Below are 15,743 nucleotides of genomic sequence, written 5' to 3'. Positions count from 1 at the left end.
TATATCTTTCCAGGCTTGATCACTGGGCGGTATCGCGTGAAGATAAAATAAACCTGTTCTGGCGCTTTATTTTTATCTTCATGGGTACTAGATAATTATGGTACAGCCCTATATAATGACAGTTAATTAGATTTCCTATATACATTTGCAAAATTGTTGCGTTTCGCGCCAAAAAATATGTGTTTCATGTTGGCAACTGAGCATGCTGACAAGATTTCTTACAATATATAGTAATATTATGGGCTGTGTGGAGGAGGGGTATTATGAATGTACTTAGGGATATGAAAATTTTTACCAAGCTGATGACTCTGATTGCGGTGACTGCCATCTTTCTCGAGGCTGATTAGGGTTTTCGATATTAGGCAGTAGAGCGGCTTTATGACAACCATTGCCTACCTTTACACATAACCGGCGAACGGTTCAAAAAGGGGATGACAATTTGTCTGGATTATTTCATCAAGGTGCGAAACTACAAACCTTTATTACCCGGTTCAAAATATATGACAAAGAGCAAATACCGGCATTTCGGGAACAGGTTCGCGAAGTGCTGGGGGAAAGCGATGCCGGGTTGCTGTATGTCGGCTTCAACGAAGCGCTGAATAATGCGATTGCCCATTCGCAGGCATTGAATAATCCGGTACAGCCAATATTGGTCAAATTGGTCATTATCAAAGGTAAAATCATAATTATCCGGATAAAACACCAACAGGGCGGGTTTTCTGGCAACCAGTTACTGACAGCTATCCGGACCATCAGGGGAGACCCCTTTGAGACGGTGGTGGACAAGGAGTCTCAGCGGGGGCTTCTGTTGATTGACGCCATTTTTGACAAAGTATGCTACAGCCGAAATGGCAGAGAAATCATGATGGTCAAGCGGCTTCGGGAAAAAGCCGGATGAATTCGTAAAGATCCAATCTCAGTATAGAAGGTGTTATGAATGCGCGCGGGAGATAATTCGGGAGAAAAGCAGGCAGCCGGCACGCTAGAGACGGTTTTGCGGAATATGGCGGCAAAACTTTCGCTGCAAAAGGTGTTCTCGGTTGCTTTTGTGTTCCAGTTTATGGTGCTGTTCGGGCTGATAGCAGGCATTTGCGTCTATGGCGGCCAACAGGCTGTAAATGCCGTTCTTAAAGAAATGCAGCGCGAAGTTCTGGAACGGGTTTACGAACAGCTAAGCCGTTATATGGAAGAACCGGTGAAGCTTAACCGCCTGAATGTCGACGCCTGGCGCGTCGGGATACTGGATTTAGCTGATACAACTGCCAGGGAACGGTATTTCACCAGCCATATCCGGGCTTTCCCGGGTGCGGCCATGACATTTGCCGGCCTGCATGACGGCGCGTTTTACGGTGCCCGGCGCAAAGCCACCGGTGAAATCCAGGTGGTGCGGAACAACCGGGAGACCGGCGGGGATTCCTGGTATTATTCTGTTTCACCGCAGGGTGACGCCGTTGACCGTGAGGAAATTTTCCAGCGGTTTGATGCGCGGACCCGGCCCTGGTACGAAGGTGCGGCAAAGCTTGGCAGACCGACCTTTAGCGGCGTATACCGGCATTTCGTGTTTCATGAGCCGACCGTTACTGCCGCTCATCCTGTATTTGATGCCGGTGGGAAGGTGGTTGGCGTCTTCGGTGTGGATTATCTTTTGTCCTGGGTGGGAGATGTTCTGAGGGAAATACCGGTAGGCACCTCCGGACAGATCTTTATCACCGATGCCGAAGGATTGCTGGTTGCCACATCAACATCGAATGCGCTTTTTGTGGAAAAGGACGGTCAGGTTAGCCGGGTCCAGGCCAGTGAGGCCAGAAACCCGGTGCTGAGGACAGCCGTGCAGTCCTTAGCGAGTGAAAGCGGGGGCGAATCACGCGAGATTGAGTATGATAACCGTTCCTTCCTGGTAGGCGTGAAAGGGTTCCAGGCGAGCGGAATCAATTGGAACATCTATGTGGTCCTGGCAAATGATGATTTTCTCGGAGATATGAAAAGGACAGTCACCTGGACTGTGGTAATAACAATACTTGCGGTAATTGGTGCCTCCTTTATGGCGGTTTGGACAGCCGGGTGGATAGCGCGCCCGATACTCAGGCTTAACTCGGCAGCTCACGAACTTGCCGAAGGACGATTGCAGGCGGTGCCGGATACGGACAGGCAGGATGAACTTGGACAGCTGGCACGCTCTTTCAATGCGATGGCCCAGCAAATTACCGGCCTGGTGGAAGGCTTAGAGCAGAAGGTTGCGGAACGGACCAAGGCGCTGGAGGAAATAACCGAGCGGGAGCAAAAACTGCGCGAGAGTTTGCACGCTGAACTGATGAAGGCAGGCAAGGAGCAGCGGTCCATGCTACCGCCGGATATCGAGCAGGAGCGTCTAGCCTTAAGGATAATTTATGAGCCCAGCATGCATGTCAGCGGGGACTTCTGCGGGTATCACTGGCTGGAAAAAGGCGACATTCTTTTTGGCTATATCATCGATGTTACCGGCCATGGTGCGGCATCAGCGCTGCAGACGGCGGCAATCAATGTGATGATTCAGGAAAATTTGCATGCCGGCTTCTCGTTAGCCGAAGGCATGGTTGAGCTAAATAAGCGAATAGGTTCATATCTCAGAGACGATACCATGGTGGCGGCGTGCTGCTTTCAACTGGATTTTAAACGCCAGGAACTCAGCTATATAGCGGCAGGCATTACGGAATTTTTCATCAGCTCGGCTTTGGTCAAAGGCCGGCTCAAAACCTTCGGCTCATTTTTAGGGTTATCCGATCAGCCGGAATTTGAAGTCCTGACCATGCCGATAGCCGCAGGGGACATTATTTGTTTCTACAGTGACGGCATTGCCGACCAGTTTGTAGAAGCGGGCAGTCTGCCGGTAAACGCTGCCTTTGATGAAGTGGTAGAAGGTGTTAGAAATGCGGCAGGCATCGGTGTCCTGCGAGATGATTGTACGGCGATGTGCATTAAAATAATCATGTAAGAGAAACCTTGCTAATCTTACTTTGGCCCATGGATGATATTCTTCCGGCCTAAATACAGTGTGCAGCTTCCCGTAAATTGGAGATTGCTTCGCCTATGTTCACCCTGAACGGAGGGGCCTTACGCCTTTGTCGCGGCGGACACAGCGTGGCAATCTCTTTGTTTTCCGTATTTGCTCATACCTCAAAGCTTGTTTGCATATTATTAAAGTAGACTTAGCTTCAGGTGGCGCGGGTGAGTCACCGGACAATGCTGAAAACAAGGGCAAAATGGCGCCAGGGGTGAGCAGCGTGAGATATGTGGTGCTTTATGGCATCGTATTGGTAATCCTGTCGGTTGTCGCTATTCCGTCGGTGGTAGTATTGGGGCTGTATGACTGGAATAAGGAAAAGGCGGCCATAAACCAGCCTTTTGCTTACCGGGGGGAAGATATTACGATTAAAGTGTATATGCACGAAATTAATCAAATTGTTTCCATGAACCTGGAGGATTATATAAAAGGGGTTATAGCCGCCGAAATGCCGGCCGAATTTGAACTGGAGGCGCTTAAGGCCCAGGCGGTGGCTGCCCGGACTTATGCCGTAAAGCATATGGCAATTTTTGGCGGTACCGGCTCGGCAGAACACCCGGGTGCCGACGTAACTACTGATTATAAAGACAGTCAGGCCTGGCTTGATGAAACCCGGCTCAGAGTCAAATGGGGTGCAAATTACGGCAAGTATTGGCGCAAGATCAACCAGGCGGTGGACCAAACACGAGGACTGATACTTACGTATAATGGCGAGCCGATTAATGCCGTATTTCACTCTACCAGCGGGGAACGGACAGCCAGTGCCAAAGAAGTGTGGGGTTTTGATTATCCCTATTTGCAAAGTGTTGCTTGTACCTGGGACCGGCAATCGCCGCGATATCAGGAAACGAAAGAAATAACCTTTGCCGAATTAGAAGGCCGGCTGGGGGCGGATGCCGGAATCATGGCGGCGCTCCAGAGCGGCGACAGTACCGCTATTGCCGGGATTATTGACAGAACCGATTCCGGCAGGGTGAATAAAGTGCGGATCGGTGCCAAAACGCTGACAGGTCAGGAAATACGGCAGAAATTAGAGCTGCGTTCTACTAACTTTACAGTGGAGCCGGCGGCAGATAAGCTGGTATTTAAAACTATCGGCTATGGGCATGGGGTTGGTTTATGCCAGTACGGAGCCAATGGCCAGGCCAAAGAAAACCGGGATTTCCGTCAGATTTTGACTTATTATTACACCGGCGCCGGCATCAGGAATATTTTTGGGTCATAGGGAACTGCCGTATCGACTGTAAGGTGTCAAGCAGGCATTTTCTGGGCATACTATCTATGAGGTGATAGTATGCCCAGAAGAATTTGGGGCAAGGTTGCAGGCTGCCGTTATGGCAGACAAGCAATGACAGCCGGGGTGCTGCTGGCAGTAGCCTCAGTTATGCTGTTGGGTGTTATTAGTGCATTACAGCAGGCCGCGCCGCTGCCGCCTAACACAGCACCGGTTTCCGAGACAGTACCCTTGCCAGAAGCCGCTGCAACTGCTAATTTGCCTGAACCTGTGAACACCGGCAGCATTCAGGAAGCGACAACTGCGCCAACCATACCGGAGGCGGTGGTTGCCGAGGACAATAGTGCCGTGAATGAAGCTATTCAAGCGTTGTGGCGTGGTGGTATTACCCATGCCTTTGGCTGGCAGCTCCATCCATTATATGGGGACTGGCGGTACCATAATGGCGTAGATATCGGCGGCGGCGAAGGACAAATCGTGCCGGCGCTGCTAAGTGGTGAAGTTGTTGATGTGTATACTGACAAGGCATATGGTTTGACAGTAGCCGTCCGCAGCGGCAAATATACGGTGTATTACAGTTCGCTGGCCAGTGCTGCGGTGCAAAAAAATGCTATGCTTAAACCAGGCACGCCTATTGGCTCTATGGGGATTTGCGGTGGTGAGCCTGAACCTCACCTGCATCTGGCCGTTAAAACCAATGACGGACAAAAGGCAGTCAATCCTCAGGAACTATTTCCGGATATTCCGGCCAGAGCGCTTCAGCAGAACTGACTGATGCATGCAGCGCAGGAGTCTTGAACCGCATACTAAGATTAATTTAACTTAGGTATAAGAATGGCCCTCATGCAGGGTCATTTTTTCTTTTCCTCCGCATATACATGTTAGCAAAGGGTTAAAAGGACGGGCGCGGGGGGGAAAGACTGGATGAAAGAATATATTCGCAAACGGGTGCTGGATATCTGTAACCACATCATGGAAACCAAGCACACCGTGCGTCAAACAGCCACTGTTTTCGGGGTAAGTAAAAGTACTGTTCACAAGGACATGATTGAACGTCTCCCTGAAATTAATAAACGGCTGGCAGCCAAGGTAAAAAACATTTTGGAACTGAATAAGGCCGAGCGGCATATACGCGGCGGTGAGGCTACCCGGAAGAAATACCAGGAAGAAAAAGAAGAATAAACAAAGAGCAAAGAACAAGGAGAAAAAATCTGTCAGGCCGTAATGATAGATGGCAGAAAATAGAGGACTTTTAATTTATTTGTAGAATAATTAAATCACTTGTGATTATCTTATTGTTTCCTCCTTTTTCTTTACCGCAAGGTAAGACAAGCCCGGGGAATAAGGAAGATAACGTGAAAGGGGATTAAGATTCTACATGTTTGGGACAATGGATATTGGCGTCGATTTGGGAACAGCCAACGTTTTAGTATACATAAAAGGAAAAGGTATTGTATTGAGGGAGCCGTCGGTGGTGGCTATTGACCGTGACACTAACCGTATTCTGGCTATCGGTGAAGAAGCGCGCCGGATGCTTGGCCGGACACCGGGCAACATTATTGCCATCCGTCCGTTAAGCGAAGGGGTAATTGCCGATTATGACACCACTGAAATTATGCTCAGACACTTTATCCAGAAAGTGGCCGGCAAGAGTTTCTTTTTCAAACCCAGAATCATGGTATGTATTCCTTCCGGTGTGACTACCGTGGAAAAACGGGCGGTATTGGAAGCTGCCGTGCAGGCAGGAGCCAGTAAGACCTATCTTATCGAAGAACCGTTGGCAGCGGCGCTGGGGGCCGGTCTGGAGATTGCCGAGCCCTGCGGGGCTATGGTGGTAGATATCGGCGGCGGCACTACCGATGTGGCTGTGCTGAGTCTGGGCGGGATTGTTGTCAGTGAATCGCTCCGGATCGGCGGCGATAAGTTTGATGAAGCGCTTATCCGCCATGTCAAAAAGGAATATAATATATTAATTGGTGAACGTACCGCCGAAGAAATTAAAGTTGCTATCGCTACCGCCTATCCCAATGGCCGCAACGAAACCCTGGAAATCCGCGGCCGGGATTTGGTATCAGGCTTGCCCAAAACCCTGCGGGTGAATTCGGCTGAAACCCGGGAAGCGCTCATTGAACCGGTATCGCTGATCGTCGAATGCGTCAAGTCGGTACTGGAAAAGACGCCGCCCGAACTGGCAGCCGATATTGTTGACCGCGGCATTGTAATGACAGGCGGGGGAGCGTTGATTCATGGGCTGGACAAGCTGATTAACCAGGAGACAGGCATTCCCACCTACCTGGCGGAAGATCCTTTATCCTGTGTTGCCCTGGGAACAGGCAAGGCCCTCGATTCACTGGAGAGTCTGCAGGATACGCTGACAACCCTGAAAAAAGGCACCCTGGCCGGCTAGCACTGTGATAACTGTGAGCAAAAGACATAGCCCTGCACTCCCGCCGCTTGCGGGAGTGCGGGTAGTCATGGGATAAAAATTTATTGAGGTGATTCCGTTGATTCGAGGTATTTATACAGCAGGTTCCGGTATGCTGGCAGAAACCACCAGAGCCGATACTGTTGCCAATAACCTGGCAAACGGCAATACTACCGGTTATAAGAAAGACATTGCCATATCCAAGGATTTTGCCAGTTTGTTAATTCGCCGCATTAATGACGGCAAGGAGGCGCCGGCTATCGGTACACTGGGCATAGGTACCATGATTGACGAAATAGCTACCATTCATACCGGCGGCGCGATGAATCCCAGCGGCAACTCACTGGATTTTGCCATTGAAGGCAAAGGCTATTTTGTTGTCGAGACCCCGGCGGGAGAGCGCTTTACCAGAAACGGGGCCTTTAGCCGTAATGGCCAGGGCCAACTGGTGACCGGGGAAGGCCAGCGGGTGATGGGGCAAAACGGAGCCATTACCATTCCAGACGGTACGCTGACAGTAGAGGAATCCGGCAGAATAACCGTTGATGGTGTTGAAGTCGGGCAAATGCGTGTGGTGGAATTTGCCAACGAACGCGAATTGCTGAAAGAAGGCAACAGCTTATTCCGGGCCCCGGACAATGGACAGCAGGCAACCGGCAAAGTGGTACAGGGCTTTTTAGAACGCTCCAATGTTAATATTGTTGCAGAAATGGTCAACATGATCAGCGGCTACCGGGCCTATGAGGTCAATGCCAAAACTGTGCAGGCCCATGATCAGCTGCTGGACAAAGCCGTAAATGAAGTGGGAAAAGTCTAATCGGCGGCGCAATTGTTGCTTAACTTTTGGCAAAAACATTCGATACATACTATAGAGGGCTGGACCTGAGGGAAGCCCTGGTGCTGTGACTGCCTTACCATGGCCGGCATGGCACGAGCATTGCTGAATGACAGAAGCGATGTGCTAAAAAAAATCGGGGGTAGAAACAATGATTAGAGCCTTATGGACTGCCAGCACAGGCATGAAAGCCCAGCAAGCCAACCTTGATGTTATATCCAATAACCTGGCTAACGTAAATACTACCGGCTTCAAAAAAAGCCGTGCTGATTTTCAGGATCTTATGTACCAGACCCTGCGTCAGGCAGGCGCTGCCAGTGGTCCTGACACCGAAGTACCAAGCGGTATTCAAATGGGTCATGGCGTACGCCTGGTAGCTACCCAGAAACTGCATGGACAAGGCAATTTCCAAAATACAGGCAATGATTTTGATTTGGCTATCGAAGGGGATGGCTTCTTCCAAATCACCATGCCTGACGGTGACATCGCCTATACGCGTGACGGCGCCTTCAAAAAAGACGGCCAGGGACGGCTGACGACCTCGGACGGTTATCTGCTGGAGCCGGCAATAACAGTGCCGGATAATGCCACCGGTATTACTGTGTCTGCCGATGGCCGCGTTACCGCCTCAACACCGGGCGGTGACGAAGATCTTGGTCAAATCACCATTGCCCGGTTTGTCAATCCCGCCGGTCTGTCAAGCATAGGCCGTAACCTGCTGGAGGAAACAACCGCCTCCGGCGCGCCGGTTATCGGCAATCCGGGGGAAGACGGCGCCGGCACTCTCGCTCAGCAATATGTTGAAATGTCCAATGTACAAGTCGTGGAAGAAATGGTCAATATGATTGTTGCCCAGCGGGCCTATGAAGTCAATTCCAAAGCCATCCAAACGGCTGATGACATGTTGGAAAGAGCCGCTAACTTAAAACGTTAGGAAATAACTCATGAGACATAAATTTTACCGGCTTACCATGGTAATTCTGTGTGTTGCCGGTATCTTATTTACCGGCAACAGAGTACAGGCCCAGGGACTGACAATTGTAGTTGCCCCGGAATCCATAGTCAGCGGCCAGCATTTTACGCTTGGCGATATCGCTGACATCAGCGGCAATGATATTGACCGGATAACCCGATTGCGTCAAATCAGGCTGGGAAACACGCCTTCGCCTGGCCGGAGCTTTGTCTTTTCCCAGGAAATATTAGGGATAAGGCTACAGGCCGCCCGGGCTGATTTAACCGGTACTGCCTGGAAAATTCCACCACAGTTTAGAATAACGGCTGCCTCGCAGGTGCTTAACGGGCAGCTGCTGATTGCTGAAGCTGAGCAATTTCTGCAAAAGCAGCTTGCTGGCGCTGATGTGGTTATTACGCCAATAAGTCAGCTGGGGGAAGTTTTACTGCCCCCTGGTGCCATAACCTATAATATGGAACTGCCCTATGGGGTAAAATATAATTCTCCCACTACTATGAGTATCGGGATACAGGTGGCAGGCCAGCCTTTTACGGTTGCCCAGCTGCGGTTTAACATCAATAGATATGAGCAGGTGGCTGTCGCCACCCGGGTATTAGCTGGCGGAGAACTGATAACTGCCGACAGTATAAGCTTTGAACGGCGGGATATCGGGCGGATGCCGCCAGGCTATTTCACCAATCCTGACAAATTATTGGGTTTGGCGGTCAAACGTCAATTGGCCCCCGGAACAGCCATAACTGACAGCATGGTCGCCAAGCCGGTACTTATTACACGGGGCAAAACCGTTACTATTGTTGCCAAAATTGGCGGTATTGAAGTAAGTGTTCCGGGCACCGCCTTGCAAAGCGGCAGTGAAAGCCAGTTTATCCGGGTGAAAAATACCAGTTCTAATAAAATAATTATCGGCCAGGTTGTTGATGAAACGACAGTCCAGGTTCATTTACCCTGAGACTAACTGCTCTAAGACTCCCAGCTTTACAAGGGGGAGTTAGACCAGCTAAGTCTTAGGATAAGGGCGACTAACCTTCAGATGGGATTAAAATCCCCCCTGAAGCTAAGTCTACTTTATAGCGGAAAGGCAGGGGAAAACATGATCCGCAAATCTATAATTCTTCTACTGGTGCTTACCTTTGCGATAGCTTCTGTTCCCGGTGTGCAGGCTCAGTCGCTCTGGGTGGACAACTCACCGGCCGCCACCATGTTTTATGATCGCCGGGCCCATGCGGTTGGCGATGTCCTTACCATCATTATCAGTGAAACTTCCAGTGCCAGCCGTTCAGGCAATGCAGCCAACTCCAAATCGGCCAGCACCAGTCTGGATGCCGGTGTTGGTTTGTTTACCTTTATTGAGCCGGTGAGCGGCAGCAGCTCGGACAGCTTTAAAGCGCAGGGCTCCATATCCAATACCAACAAAGTAACAGGACGGCTTACCGTCACGGTAACCGAAATTAAACCAAACGGACAAATGGTTGTTTCCGGCACCCAGACAATTAAACAAAACTCGGATGAACAGAAAATTACCATTACCGGTATGATTCGTCCGGAAGACGTAGCTGCCGACAATACCATATTGTCAAACAAAATAGCTGATGCTCAACTCAAAATCGAGGGCAAAGGCCCGTTAACCAGAAAACAACGTCAGGGAATACTGACTCAGGTATTTGACTTCTTATTTTAATGCCCGGGCATTGCCTGAATAAAGACTAGCGGAGGACATATGCGAAAATTAATAGCAATGTTTCTGGTCGCCATGCTGGCTGTTGGTATGGCAATTCCTGCGATAGCCGCGCCGGCACAGGTCAGCACCCGGATTAAGGATGTGGCCAAGGTGCAGGGCGTACGCAGCAACCAATTGGTAGGCTATGGTCTGGTAGTTGGACTGGCAGGCACCGGTGACTCAGATAAAAGCACCTTTACCGTCCAATCGATTGTTAACATGCTCAAAACCTTTGGTGTTATGATTAACACTTCGCAGCTCAAGCCTAAAAATATAGCTGCCGTGATGGTTACCGCCACATTGCCGCCTTTTGCCAAATCTGGCGATGCCGTTGATATTACCGTTTCATCAATGGGCGACGCTAAGAGTTTGCAGGGGGGAACCCTGTTGCAAACCCCGCTGCGGGCAGCTAACGGCCAGGTTTATGCCGTTGGCCAGGGACCGTTATCAACCGGTGGCTTTGCTGTTGGTGCCGGTGGTGCCAGCCAGCAGAAAAATTTTCCTACGGTAGGCAATATTCCCAGTGGCGCAATGGTCGAACGGGAAGTACCCATGCCGTTCACCGACAAAAATAATGAGAAGCTTACCTTGACGCTTAACCGGCCTGACTTTACTACGGCCAGCAGGATTAGTGAAGCCATTGACCAGCGCTTTGGCCAGATAACCACGGCCAAAGACCCGGGTACGGTGCTTGTCAATATCCCTTATTATTATAGTGATAATATTGTCGGCTTTGTTGCTTCGATGGAAGAACTGGCCATCACTCCCGATAGTGTGGCTAGAGTGGTCATAAACGAACGCACCGGTACGGTTGTTATCGGCAGCAATGTTGCCATTGACGAGGTAGCCGTTGCCCAAGGCGGTCTTACGATAAAAATTGGTCGAACTACCGATGTCTCCCAGCCTCCGTCCTTCTCCGACGGCCGCACAGTGGTGACAACCGAGACTACGGTAGAAGCGAAAGAAGAACCGGCCGGATTGATCGTCCTGCCTGCTTCCGCCAATGTGGGAGATGTGGTGGCTGCTCTTAATGCAGTGGGCGCAACACCGCGTGATATCATTTCCATTCTGCAGGCTATCAAGGCGGCAGGAGCCTTGCATGCCGAGCTCCAAATCATGTAGGTGGGCAGGTGAGTGTAATGCGTATCGATTCTAACAATTTTATACAGCCCAGTCCTGTTTCCCGAACAGGCGGTACTCCGGTGGTTGACCAGGGAGCGTCCTTTGCCGAACAGCTGGAAAAGGCCGCTAAAGCGGCCGGACGGACAGCTCCGGGAGCAGCCGACGCGGCAGCCCAGGCGGCTGAGGATGCCAAGCTCAAAGCAACCTGCAAAGAAATGGAAGCTGTTTTTCTCAACATGATGTTAACAAGAATGCGGGCCACAGTGCCTAAAGGAAACTTGCTGGGCAACAGCTCGGAAGAGCAAATGTTGACATCCTTATTGGATACCGAGTTAACAAAAAATATGGCACAAGCCGGTGGTATGGGGCTGGCCGATATGTTATACCGTCAGTTAAAGAAAAATGATGTAAAAGGCCAGGCTCTCCGTTAGCCTGGCTTTCCCCATCCTGGCAGCAGCACCGGCTAATATTGCTGATGCTTTTGTCCAGGCACAGGCGGGTGGTGCATTGATAACGCTCCACCACTGGCGTTTGACTTCCGCTTTTGCCAACACACCACCCGCCTGTGCGGTCAGATGCTTTAACCGGAATATATAAAGGAGTTATTGTATTATGTTGAAACAATGGAAGCAACGGTTACCCTTATTTTTAGTAATTACAGCTGTGCTGGTCTTTTCTATCCAAAACATGGTACAGGCGGCACCTAACATAGTTGTGAATAACGTCAGGGTAAGCCAGACAGCGGAAGCCGTACGTTTCGTCTTTGATGTGACAGACCTCCCCCAGTATAAAGTGATGACGCTGGAAAATCCGCTCAGACTGGTCATCGACATGCCGGGAACTGTCAATAAGGCGGCTGCTCAATATAATTTGAATGACCCTACAGTGAAGGGGCTGCGGCTGGCGCAATTCGAGCCCGGAAAATTGCGGGCTGTTGTTGATCTTAAAACAGTCTATATGTACAAGATATTTACCTTGCCTAACCCCAACCGTCTGGTTGTTGATATTATAAAAGATTATGAGCACAAGCTGGTTGATGAAGTGGTTCCCGGCATTACCTACACCTCCTGGCTGCGGCATGCCGCCAATGGGCCGGTATGGGCCCATATTCTTGATATTGATCCTAAGGCAGGCTTTGCCGTAAAGCCGGTACTGTCTAATGAAATGATACAAGGTCTTGAACCGCTTCTGCCTATGGCGCAGCGCAGTGGCGCCATAGCGGCGGTTAACGGCTCTTACTTCGGTCTTGACGGTTCTATTATCGGCCTGTTAAAAATCGATGGTGAAATTGCCAGTACGCCGGAACTGCCGCGTACGGCGCTTGGTATCTTGCCAACCGGCGACTTGTTTATCGACCAAGTAAGCTATGAGGGGAAAATTGAGCTGCCTGGCGGCAAAACCGCAGCCATTCAGGCCGTAAACCGTGAACGCGGTGAGAACGAGCTTGTATTGTACAATGGTTTATATGCTCCTGCGACTGGCTGCAATCAGCATGGTATGGAGTATATTATAGTAAACGACAAGGTCACCGCCATTAACACCGGCAATTCCCCCATACCGCCGGACGGGGTGGTGCTGTCGGCGCATGGTACGGCAGCCCGGCCGCTTGCCGGCCTGAAGGTGGGAGATACCGTTACTGTGCGGCAAACCCTTGGCTCCGAATGGGATAAGACGCAGCATGCCTTAGGGGCAGGTCCGATGCTGATTAAGAACAATAGTGTCTTTTTGACCACCAAGATGGAAGAATTCGGTCCGGATGTAGCCGGAGGCCGGGCCCCGCGGACAGCCATCGGACTTAAGGATGACGGACATATTCTGGCAGTTGTCGTGGACGGACGGCAGGACAGCAGCATTGGCATGTCCCTGCTGGAACTGGCTCTCTTTATGCAGGAACTGGGGGCTCGCGATGCCATGAACTTAGATGGCGGCGGCTCCAGTGAGATGGTAATCCAAGGCAAAATCGTCAATAAACCTTCGGATAAACGGGAACGCCGGGTGGGGAATGCGCTGGTAATTATTCCATCCCGTGTTGCTAATTAGAGAAAATGCGATATAATAAAAATATAGATAGAGCCTTTACCATAAAATAAAAAGGCAGGTGTTGCACATGATGGCTCACAAAAGAAGTATCATCATTATTACGGTGCTGCTGGTTATTGGCGCTGTAGCCTGGGCTTTGGCTGCCGGACAGACGGTAGACCAGCGCGGCGTATTGGCAGGCAGCGTTATGGCCAATGGTCTAACCACTCCTGGCGCCACGGCCCGTGAAGGCGATATTCTGGTATATGTTCAAACAATTACCGGTCCGGCTGCCGCAGTTCGCGCCACCGTTGACGGTACAGTCAAGGAAGTATTGGTTAAACCTGGCGACAAGGTTAAAACAGGCGATATTTTAGTAAGAATTGAACCATCTAAAAGATAGTTTTGGGAAGGATGAAGATATTGTCTATAATTATAAGGCGCTGCCTGACAGCGCTGGTAGCGGTATTTTTGCTGCTGCCATTTGTCAAAGTCCAGGCAGCGCCTGAGTTTATGCCTGTTGATCAGGTAACCAAAGGCATGCATGGGATTGCTAAAACAGTTGTTTCCGGCAACAAGATTGAGGAATTTGGCGTAGAAGTGTTAGGTGTCATGGAGCAAAAAGGCCCGTCCGGCGATTTGCTGCTGGTGCGTACTTATGGTGACGTTATTGACCGTACCGGTGGTATTGCCCAGGGAATGAGCGGCAGCCCGGTATACATTGACGGCAAGCTGGTAGGGGCTATCGCCTATGGCTGGGCATTAACCGACCACAAAATTGGCATGGTAACCCCGATTGCCGATATGCTGGCACTTTGGGATATTAATAAGGGGGGGCAGCCTGAACCCAAGCTACCGGCAGAGCTGAAAGTACCTGCAGAACTGCAAATGCCTGCAGAACAACCGGCAATACCGGAAGAACCGGAAGTGCCTGCCGAGCAGCCTGCAATACCGGAAGAACCGGAAACGCCTGCCGAGCAACCGGACCTGTCTGCCAATCAGGCCGCTACACCGTTAATGGTATCAGGCTTTGGGGAACAGTCCCTCAAAATGCTGGCAGACAAGCTGAAACCATACAATCTTACCCCTTATGCTGTCAACAGCAGCATGGCTGACACTAACAATGGCATTGCTTATAGAACCGTGGAACCTGGCAGTACCATTGGTGTGCAGTTGGTTCGCGGTGATGTCAGCGTCGGGGCCTTAGGGACAGTAACCTATGTGGAAGGCGATAAAATCCTGGCTTTTGGCCATCCTTTCCTTAAGCGGGGCCAAGCCAACTATTTTCTGACAGATGCCAAAGTATATACTACCGTGAATGGCTTGGAGAACTCTTTCAAAGTGGGGAACTCAACCGAAGCCATTGGCATGGTTACCCAGGACCGGGGAGCCGGTATTGCCGGTAAGCTGGGACATTTCCCCAGCGTGGTTCCCTTAAGAATCAGTGTTACCGACAACACCCTCAGCCGCACCAATGACCTGTGGGCACAAGTGGTACAAGATGAGGAACTGGCGCCTACGCTTGCGGCAGTCAGTGTCTTTAATGCCATTGAAAAAACCACCGACCGTATAGGTTCCGGCTCTGCCCGGGTCGGTTTTGAAATCAGTGCTGCCGGTATTCCCGGCGGCGTGCTGAAACGTGAAAATATGTTTTACACACAGGGCAATATCGGGGAACTGGCGATAGCCGAGGTGCATGAAGCGCTGGCGCTCTTAGCCGGCAACCAGTTTTCACCGGTAACGGTAATGGATGTAAAAGTAGATGTCACAATCGATAACGAGCGCAAGACAGCCACTATTGTCGAAGCCAAAGCCAATACCGCTGAGGCAAAACCGGGAGACAAAGTGAATATTGAGGTTAAGCTCAAGCCCTTTCGCAGTGAACCCATCACCAGACAAGTTACCTATACAGTACCCCAGGACCAGCAGCCAGGAACCCTTATGCTGGCCGTACGCGGCGGCGGTATGATTTCGCTGGCACAACTCCTGGGTAAAAATCAGGTTACTGAAGAAGACATCACGAAACTGTTTTTGGCCAAACCGAAAGCCAAGTCCCTGGAGGAAGCAGTTAAAGAACTGGTCAATCGTGACCGCAACAACGACATCGTGGTGGAAGCTATTGAAATGGGCATGCCTAACAGCCCTGGCGGCGGCACAGGCAAGAATGCCAAGCCGGCAGCTGAGAAAAAGTTTGAACCCGCACCCACACCGGTTCAGCCGGACAATGCCAAACTAACAGCAAAACTTGGCAGTTCGTTTGCCCAAAAAGCAAAAAATGCCAAGAATGATGCCGATAAACGCAAAGTTCATCTAACAACAGACTACATCATTGACGGTGATGCTCAAGTCGTGTTAAACATAACTAAATAGCTTAAGAT

Annotated in this window: 15 protein-coding genes; all 15 read left to right on the top strand. The window is 50.5% G+C overall.

The window, feature by feature from the left end:
• Window positions 1-439 precede the first annotated feature (439 nt).
• The 15 genes from SPSPH_RS16730 (at window position 440) to SPSPH_RS16660 (ending at window position 15,735) form a co-directional block, all read left to right on the top strand.
• Window positions 440-898 (top strand): ATP-binding protein, encoded by a 459-nt coding sequence (locus tag SPSPH_RS16730; protein ID WP_075757110.1) that lies wholly within the window; start codon window positions 440-442, stop codon window positions 896-898.
• A gap of 39 nt (window positions 899-937) precedes the next feature.
• Window positions 938-2,971, top strand: a complete 2,034-nt coding sequence (locus SPSPH_RS16725) for a SpoIIE family protein phosphatase (RefSeq protein WP_075757111.1) — start codon at window positions 938-940, stop codon at window positions 2,969-2,971.
• A 289-nt stretch (window positions 2,972-3,260) separates the two neighbouring features.
• Complete coding sequence (gene spoIID / locus SPSPH_RS16720) at window positions 3,261-4,265, top strand: stage II sporulation protein D (RefSeq protein WP_075757250.1); 1,005 nt, start codon at window positions 3,261-3,263, stop codon at window positions 4,263-4,265.
• Between the two features lie 69 nt (window positions 4,266-4,334).
• Complete coding sequence (locus SPSPH_RS16715; protein ID WP_075757112.1) at window positions 4,335-5,045, top strand: peptidoglycan DD-metalloendopeptidase family protein; 711 nt, start codon at window positions 4,335-4,337, stop codon at window positions 5,043-5,045.
• 153 nt (window positions 5,046-5,198) lie between these two features.
• Entirely contained in the window at window positions 5,199-5,456 is a 258-nt protein-coding gene (gene spoIIID / locus SPSPH_RS16710; protein WP_075757113.1) for a sporulation transcriptional regulator SpoIIID, read from the top strand.
• 196 nt (window positions 5,457-5,652) lie between these two features.
• Window positions 5,653-6,681, top strand: coding sequence for a rod shape-determining protein (locus SPSPH_RS16705; protein WP_075757114.1), 1,029 nt, complete (start codon window positions 5,653-5,655; stop codon window positions 6,679-6,681).
• An 88-nt stretch (window positions 6,682-6,769) separates the two neighbouring features.
• The gene (gene flgF / locus SPSPH_RS16700) at window positions 6,770-7,516 is read left to right on the top strand and encodes a flagellar basal-body rod protein FlgF (protein WP_422396920.1); all 747 of its coding nucleotides are present in this window, start codon (window positions 6,770-6,772) and stop codon (window positions 7,514-7,516) included.
• Window positions 7,517-7,685: 169 nt separating this feature from the next.
• Entirely contained in the window at window positions 7,686-8,468 is a 783-nt protein-coding gene (flgG, locus tag SPSPH_RS16695) for a flagellar basal-body rod protein FlgG (protein WP_075757116.1), read from the top strand.
• A 10-nt stretch (window positions 8,469-8,478) separates the two neighbouring features.
• Window positions 8,479-9,456, top strand: coding sequence for a flagellar basal body P-ring formation chaperone FlgA (gene flgA / locus SPSPH_RS16690; protein WP_075757117.1), 978 nt, complete (start codon window positions 8,479-8,481; stop codon window positions 9,454-9,456).
• A gap of 141 nt (window positions 9,457-9,597) precedes the next feature.
• Window positions 9,598-10,185: a flagellar basal body L-ring protein FlgH gene (locus tag SPSPH_RS16685; protein WP_075757118.1), complete on the top strand. Its 588-nt coding sequence runs from the start codon at window positions 9,598-9,600 to the stop codon at window positions 10,183-10,185.
• A gap of 39 nt (window positions 10,186-10,224) precedes the next feature.
• On the top strand, window positions 10,225-11,346 hold the full coding sequence (locus SPSPH_RS16680; RefSeq protein ID WP_075757119.1) for a flagellar basal body P-ring protein FlgI: 1,122 nt from the start codon (window positions 10,225-10,227) through the stop codon (window positions 11,344-11,346).
• Window positions 11,347-11,363: 17 nt separating this feature from the next.
• Window positions 11,364-11,777, top strand: coding sequence for a rod-binding protein (locus SPSPH_RS16675; RefSeq protein WP_083945658.1), 414 nt, complete (start codon window positions 11,364-11,366; stop codon window positions 11,775-11,777).
• A 181-nt stretch (window positions 11,778-11,958) separates the two neighbouring features.
• A complete protein-coding gene (locus tag SPSPH_RS16670; protein ID WP_075757120.1) occupies window positions 11,959-13,386 on the top strand; it encodes a phosphodiester glycosidase family protein in 1,428 nt (475 codons plus the stop codon).
• A 67-nt stretch (window positions 13,387-13,453) separates the two neighbouring features.
• Window positions 13,454-13,768: a biotin/lipoyl-binding protein gene (locus SPSPH_RS16665; RefSeq protein ID WP_083945659.1), complete on the top strand. Its 315-nt coding sequence runs from the start codon at window positions 13,454-13,456 to the stop codon at window positions 13,766-13,768.
• An 11-nt stretch (window positions 13,769-13,779) separates the two neighbouring features.
• A complete protein-coding gene (locus SPSPH_RS16660; RefSeq protein WP_083945660.1) occupies window positions 13,780-15,735 on the top strand; it encodes a SpoIVB peptidase S55 domain-containing protein in 1,956 nt (651 codons plus the stop codon).
• The last annotated feature ends 8 nt before the right edge of the window (window positions 15,736-15,743 follow it).

The sequence above is a fragment of the Sporomusa sphaeroides DSM 2875 genome (genome assembly GCF_001941975.2).
Taxonomy (GTDB): domain Bacteria; phylum Bacillota; class Negativicutes; order Sporomusales; family Sporomusaceae; genus Sporomusa; species Sporomusa sphaeroides.
This window is presented reverse-complemented; position numbering and strand designations above follow the sequence as displayed.

What these genes read in the sequence shown, in the direction of transcription:
- SPSPH_RS16725 (WP_075757111.1), top strand. Translation starts at nt 938, where the DNA reads ATGCGCGCGGGAGATAATTCGGGAGAAAAGCAGGCAGCCGGCACGCTA.
- SPSPH_RS16715 (WP_075757112.1), top strand. Translation starts at nt 4,335, where the DNA reads ATGCCCAGAAGAATTTGGGGCAAGGTTGCAGGCTGCCGTTATGGCAGA.
- spoIIID (WP_075757113.1), top strand. Translation starts at nt 5,199, where the DNA reads ATGAAAGAATATATTCGCAAACGGGTGCTGGATATCTGTAACCACATC.
- SPSPH_RS16705 (WP_075757114.1), top strand. Translation starts at nt 5,653, where the DNA reads ATGTTTGGGACAATGGATATTGGCGTCGATTTGGGAACAGCCAACGTT.
- flgG (WP_075757116.1), top strand. Translation starts at nt 7,686, where the DNA reads ATGATTAGAGCCTTATGGACTGCCAGCACAGGCATGAAAGCCCAGCAA.
- flgA (WP_075757117.1), top strand. Translation starts at nt 8,479, where the DNA reads ATGAGACATAAATTTTACCGGCTTACCATGGTAATTCTGTGTGTTGCC.
- SPSPH_RS16685 (WP_075757118.1), top strand. Translation starts at nt 9,598, where the DNA reads ATGATCCGCAAATCTATAATTCTTCTACTGGTGCTTACCTTTGCGATA.
- SPSPH_RS16680 (WP_075757119.1), top strand. Translation starts at nt 10,225, where the DNA reads ATGCGAAAATTAATAGCAATGTTTCTGGTCGCCATGCTGGCTGTTGGT.
- SPSPH_RS16675 (WP_083945658.1), top strand. Translation starts at nt 11,364, where the DNA reads ATGCGTATCGATTCTAACAATTTTATACAGCCCAGTCCTGTTTCCCGA.
- SPSPH_RS16670 (WP_075757120.1), top strand. Translation starts at nt 11,959, where the DNA reads ATGTTGAAACAATGGAAGCAACGGTTACCCTTATTTTTAGTAATTACA.
- SPSPH_RS16665 (WP_083945659.1), top strand. Translation starts at nt 13,454, where the DNA reads ATGATGGCTCACAAAAGAAGTATCATCATTATTACGGTGCTGCTGGTT.
- SPSPH_RS16660 (WP_083945660.1), top strand. Translation starts at nt 13,780, where the DNA reads ATGAAGATATTGTCTATAATTATAAGGCGCTGCCTGACAGCGCTGGTA.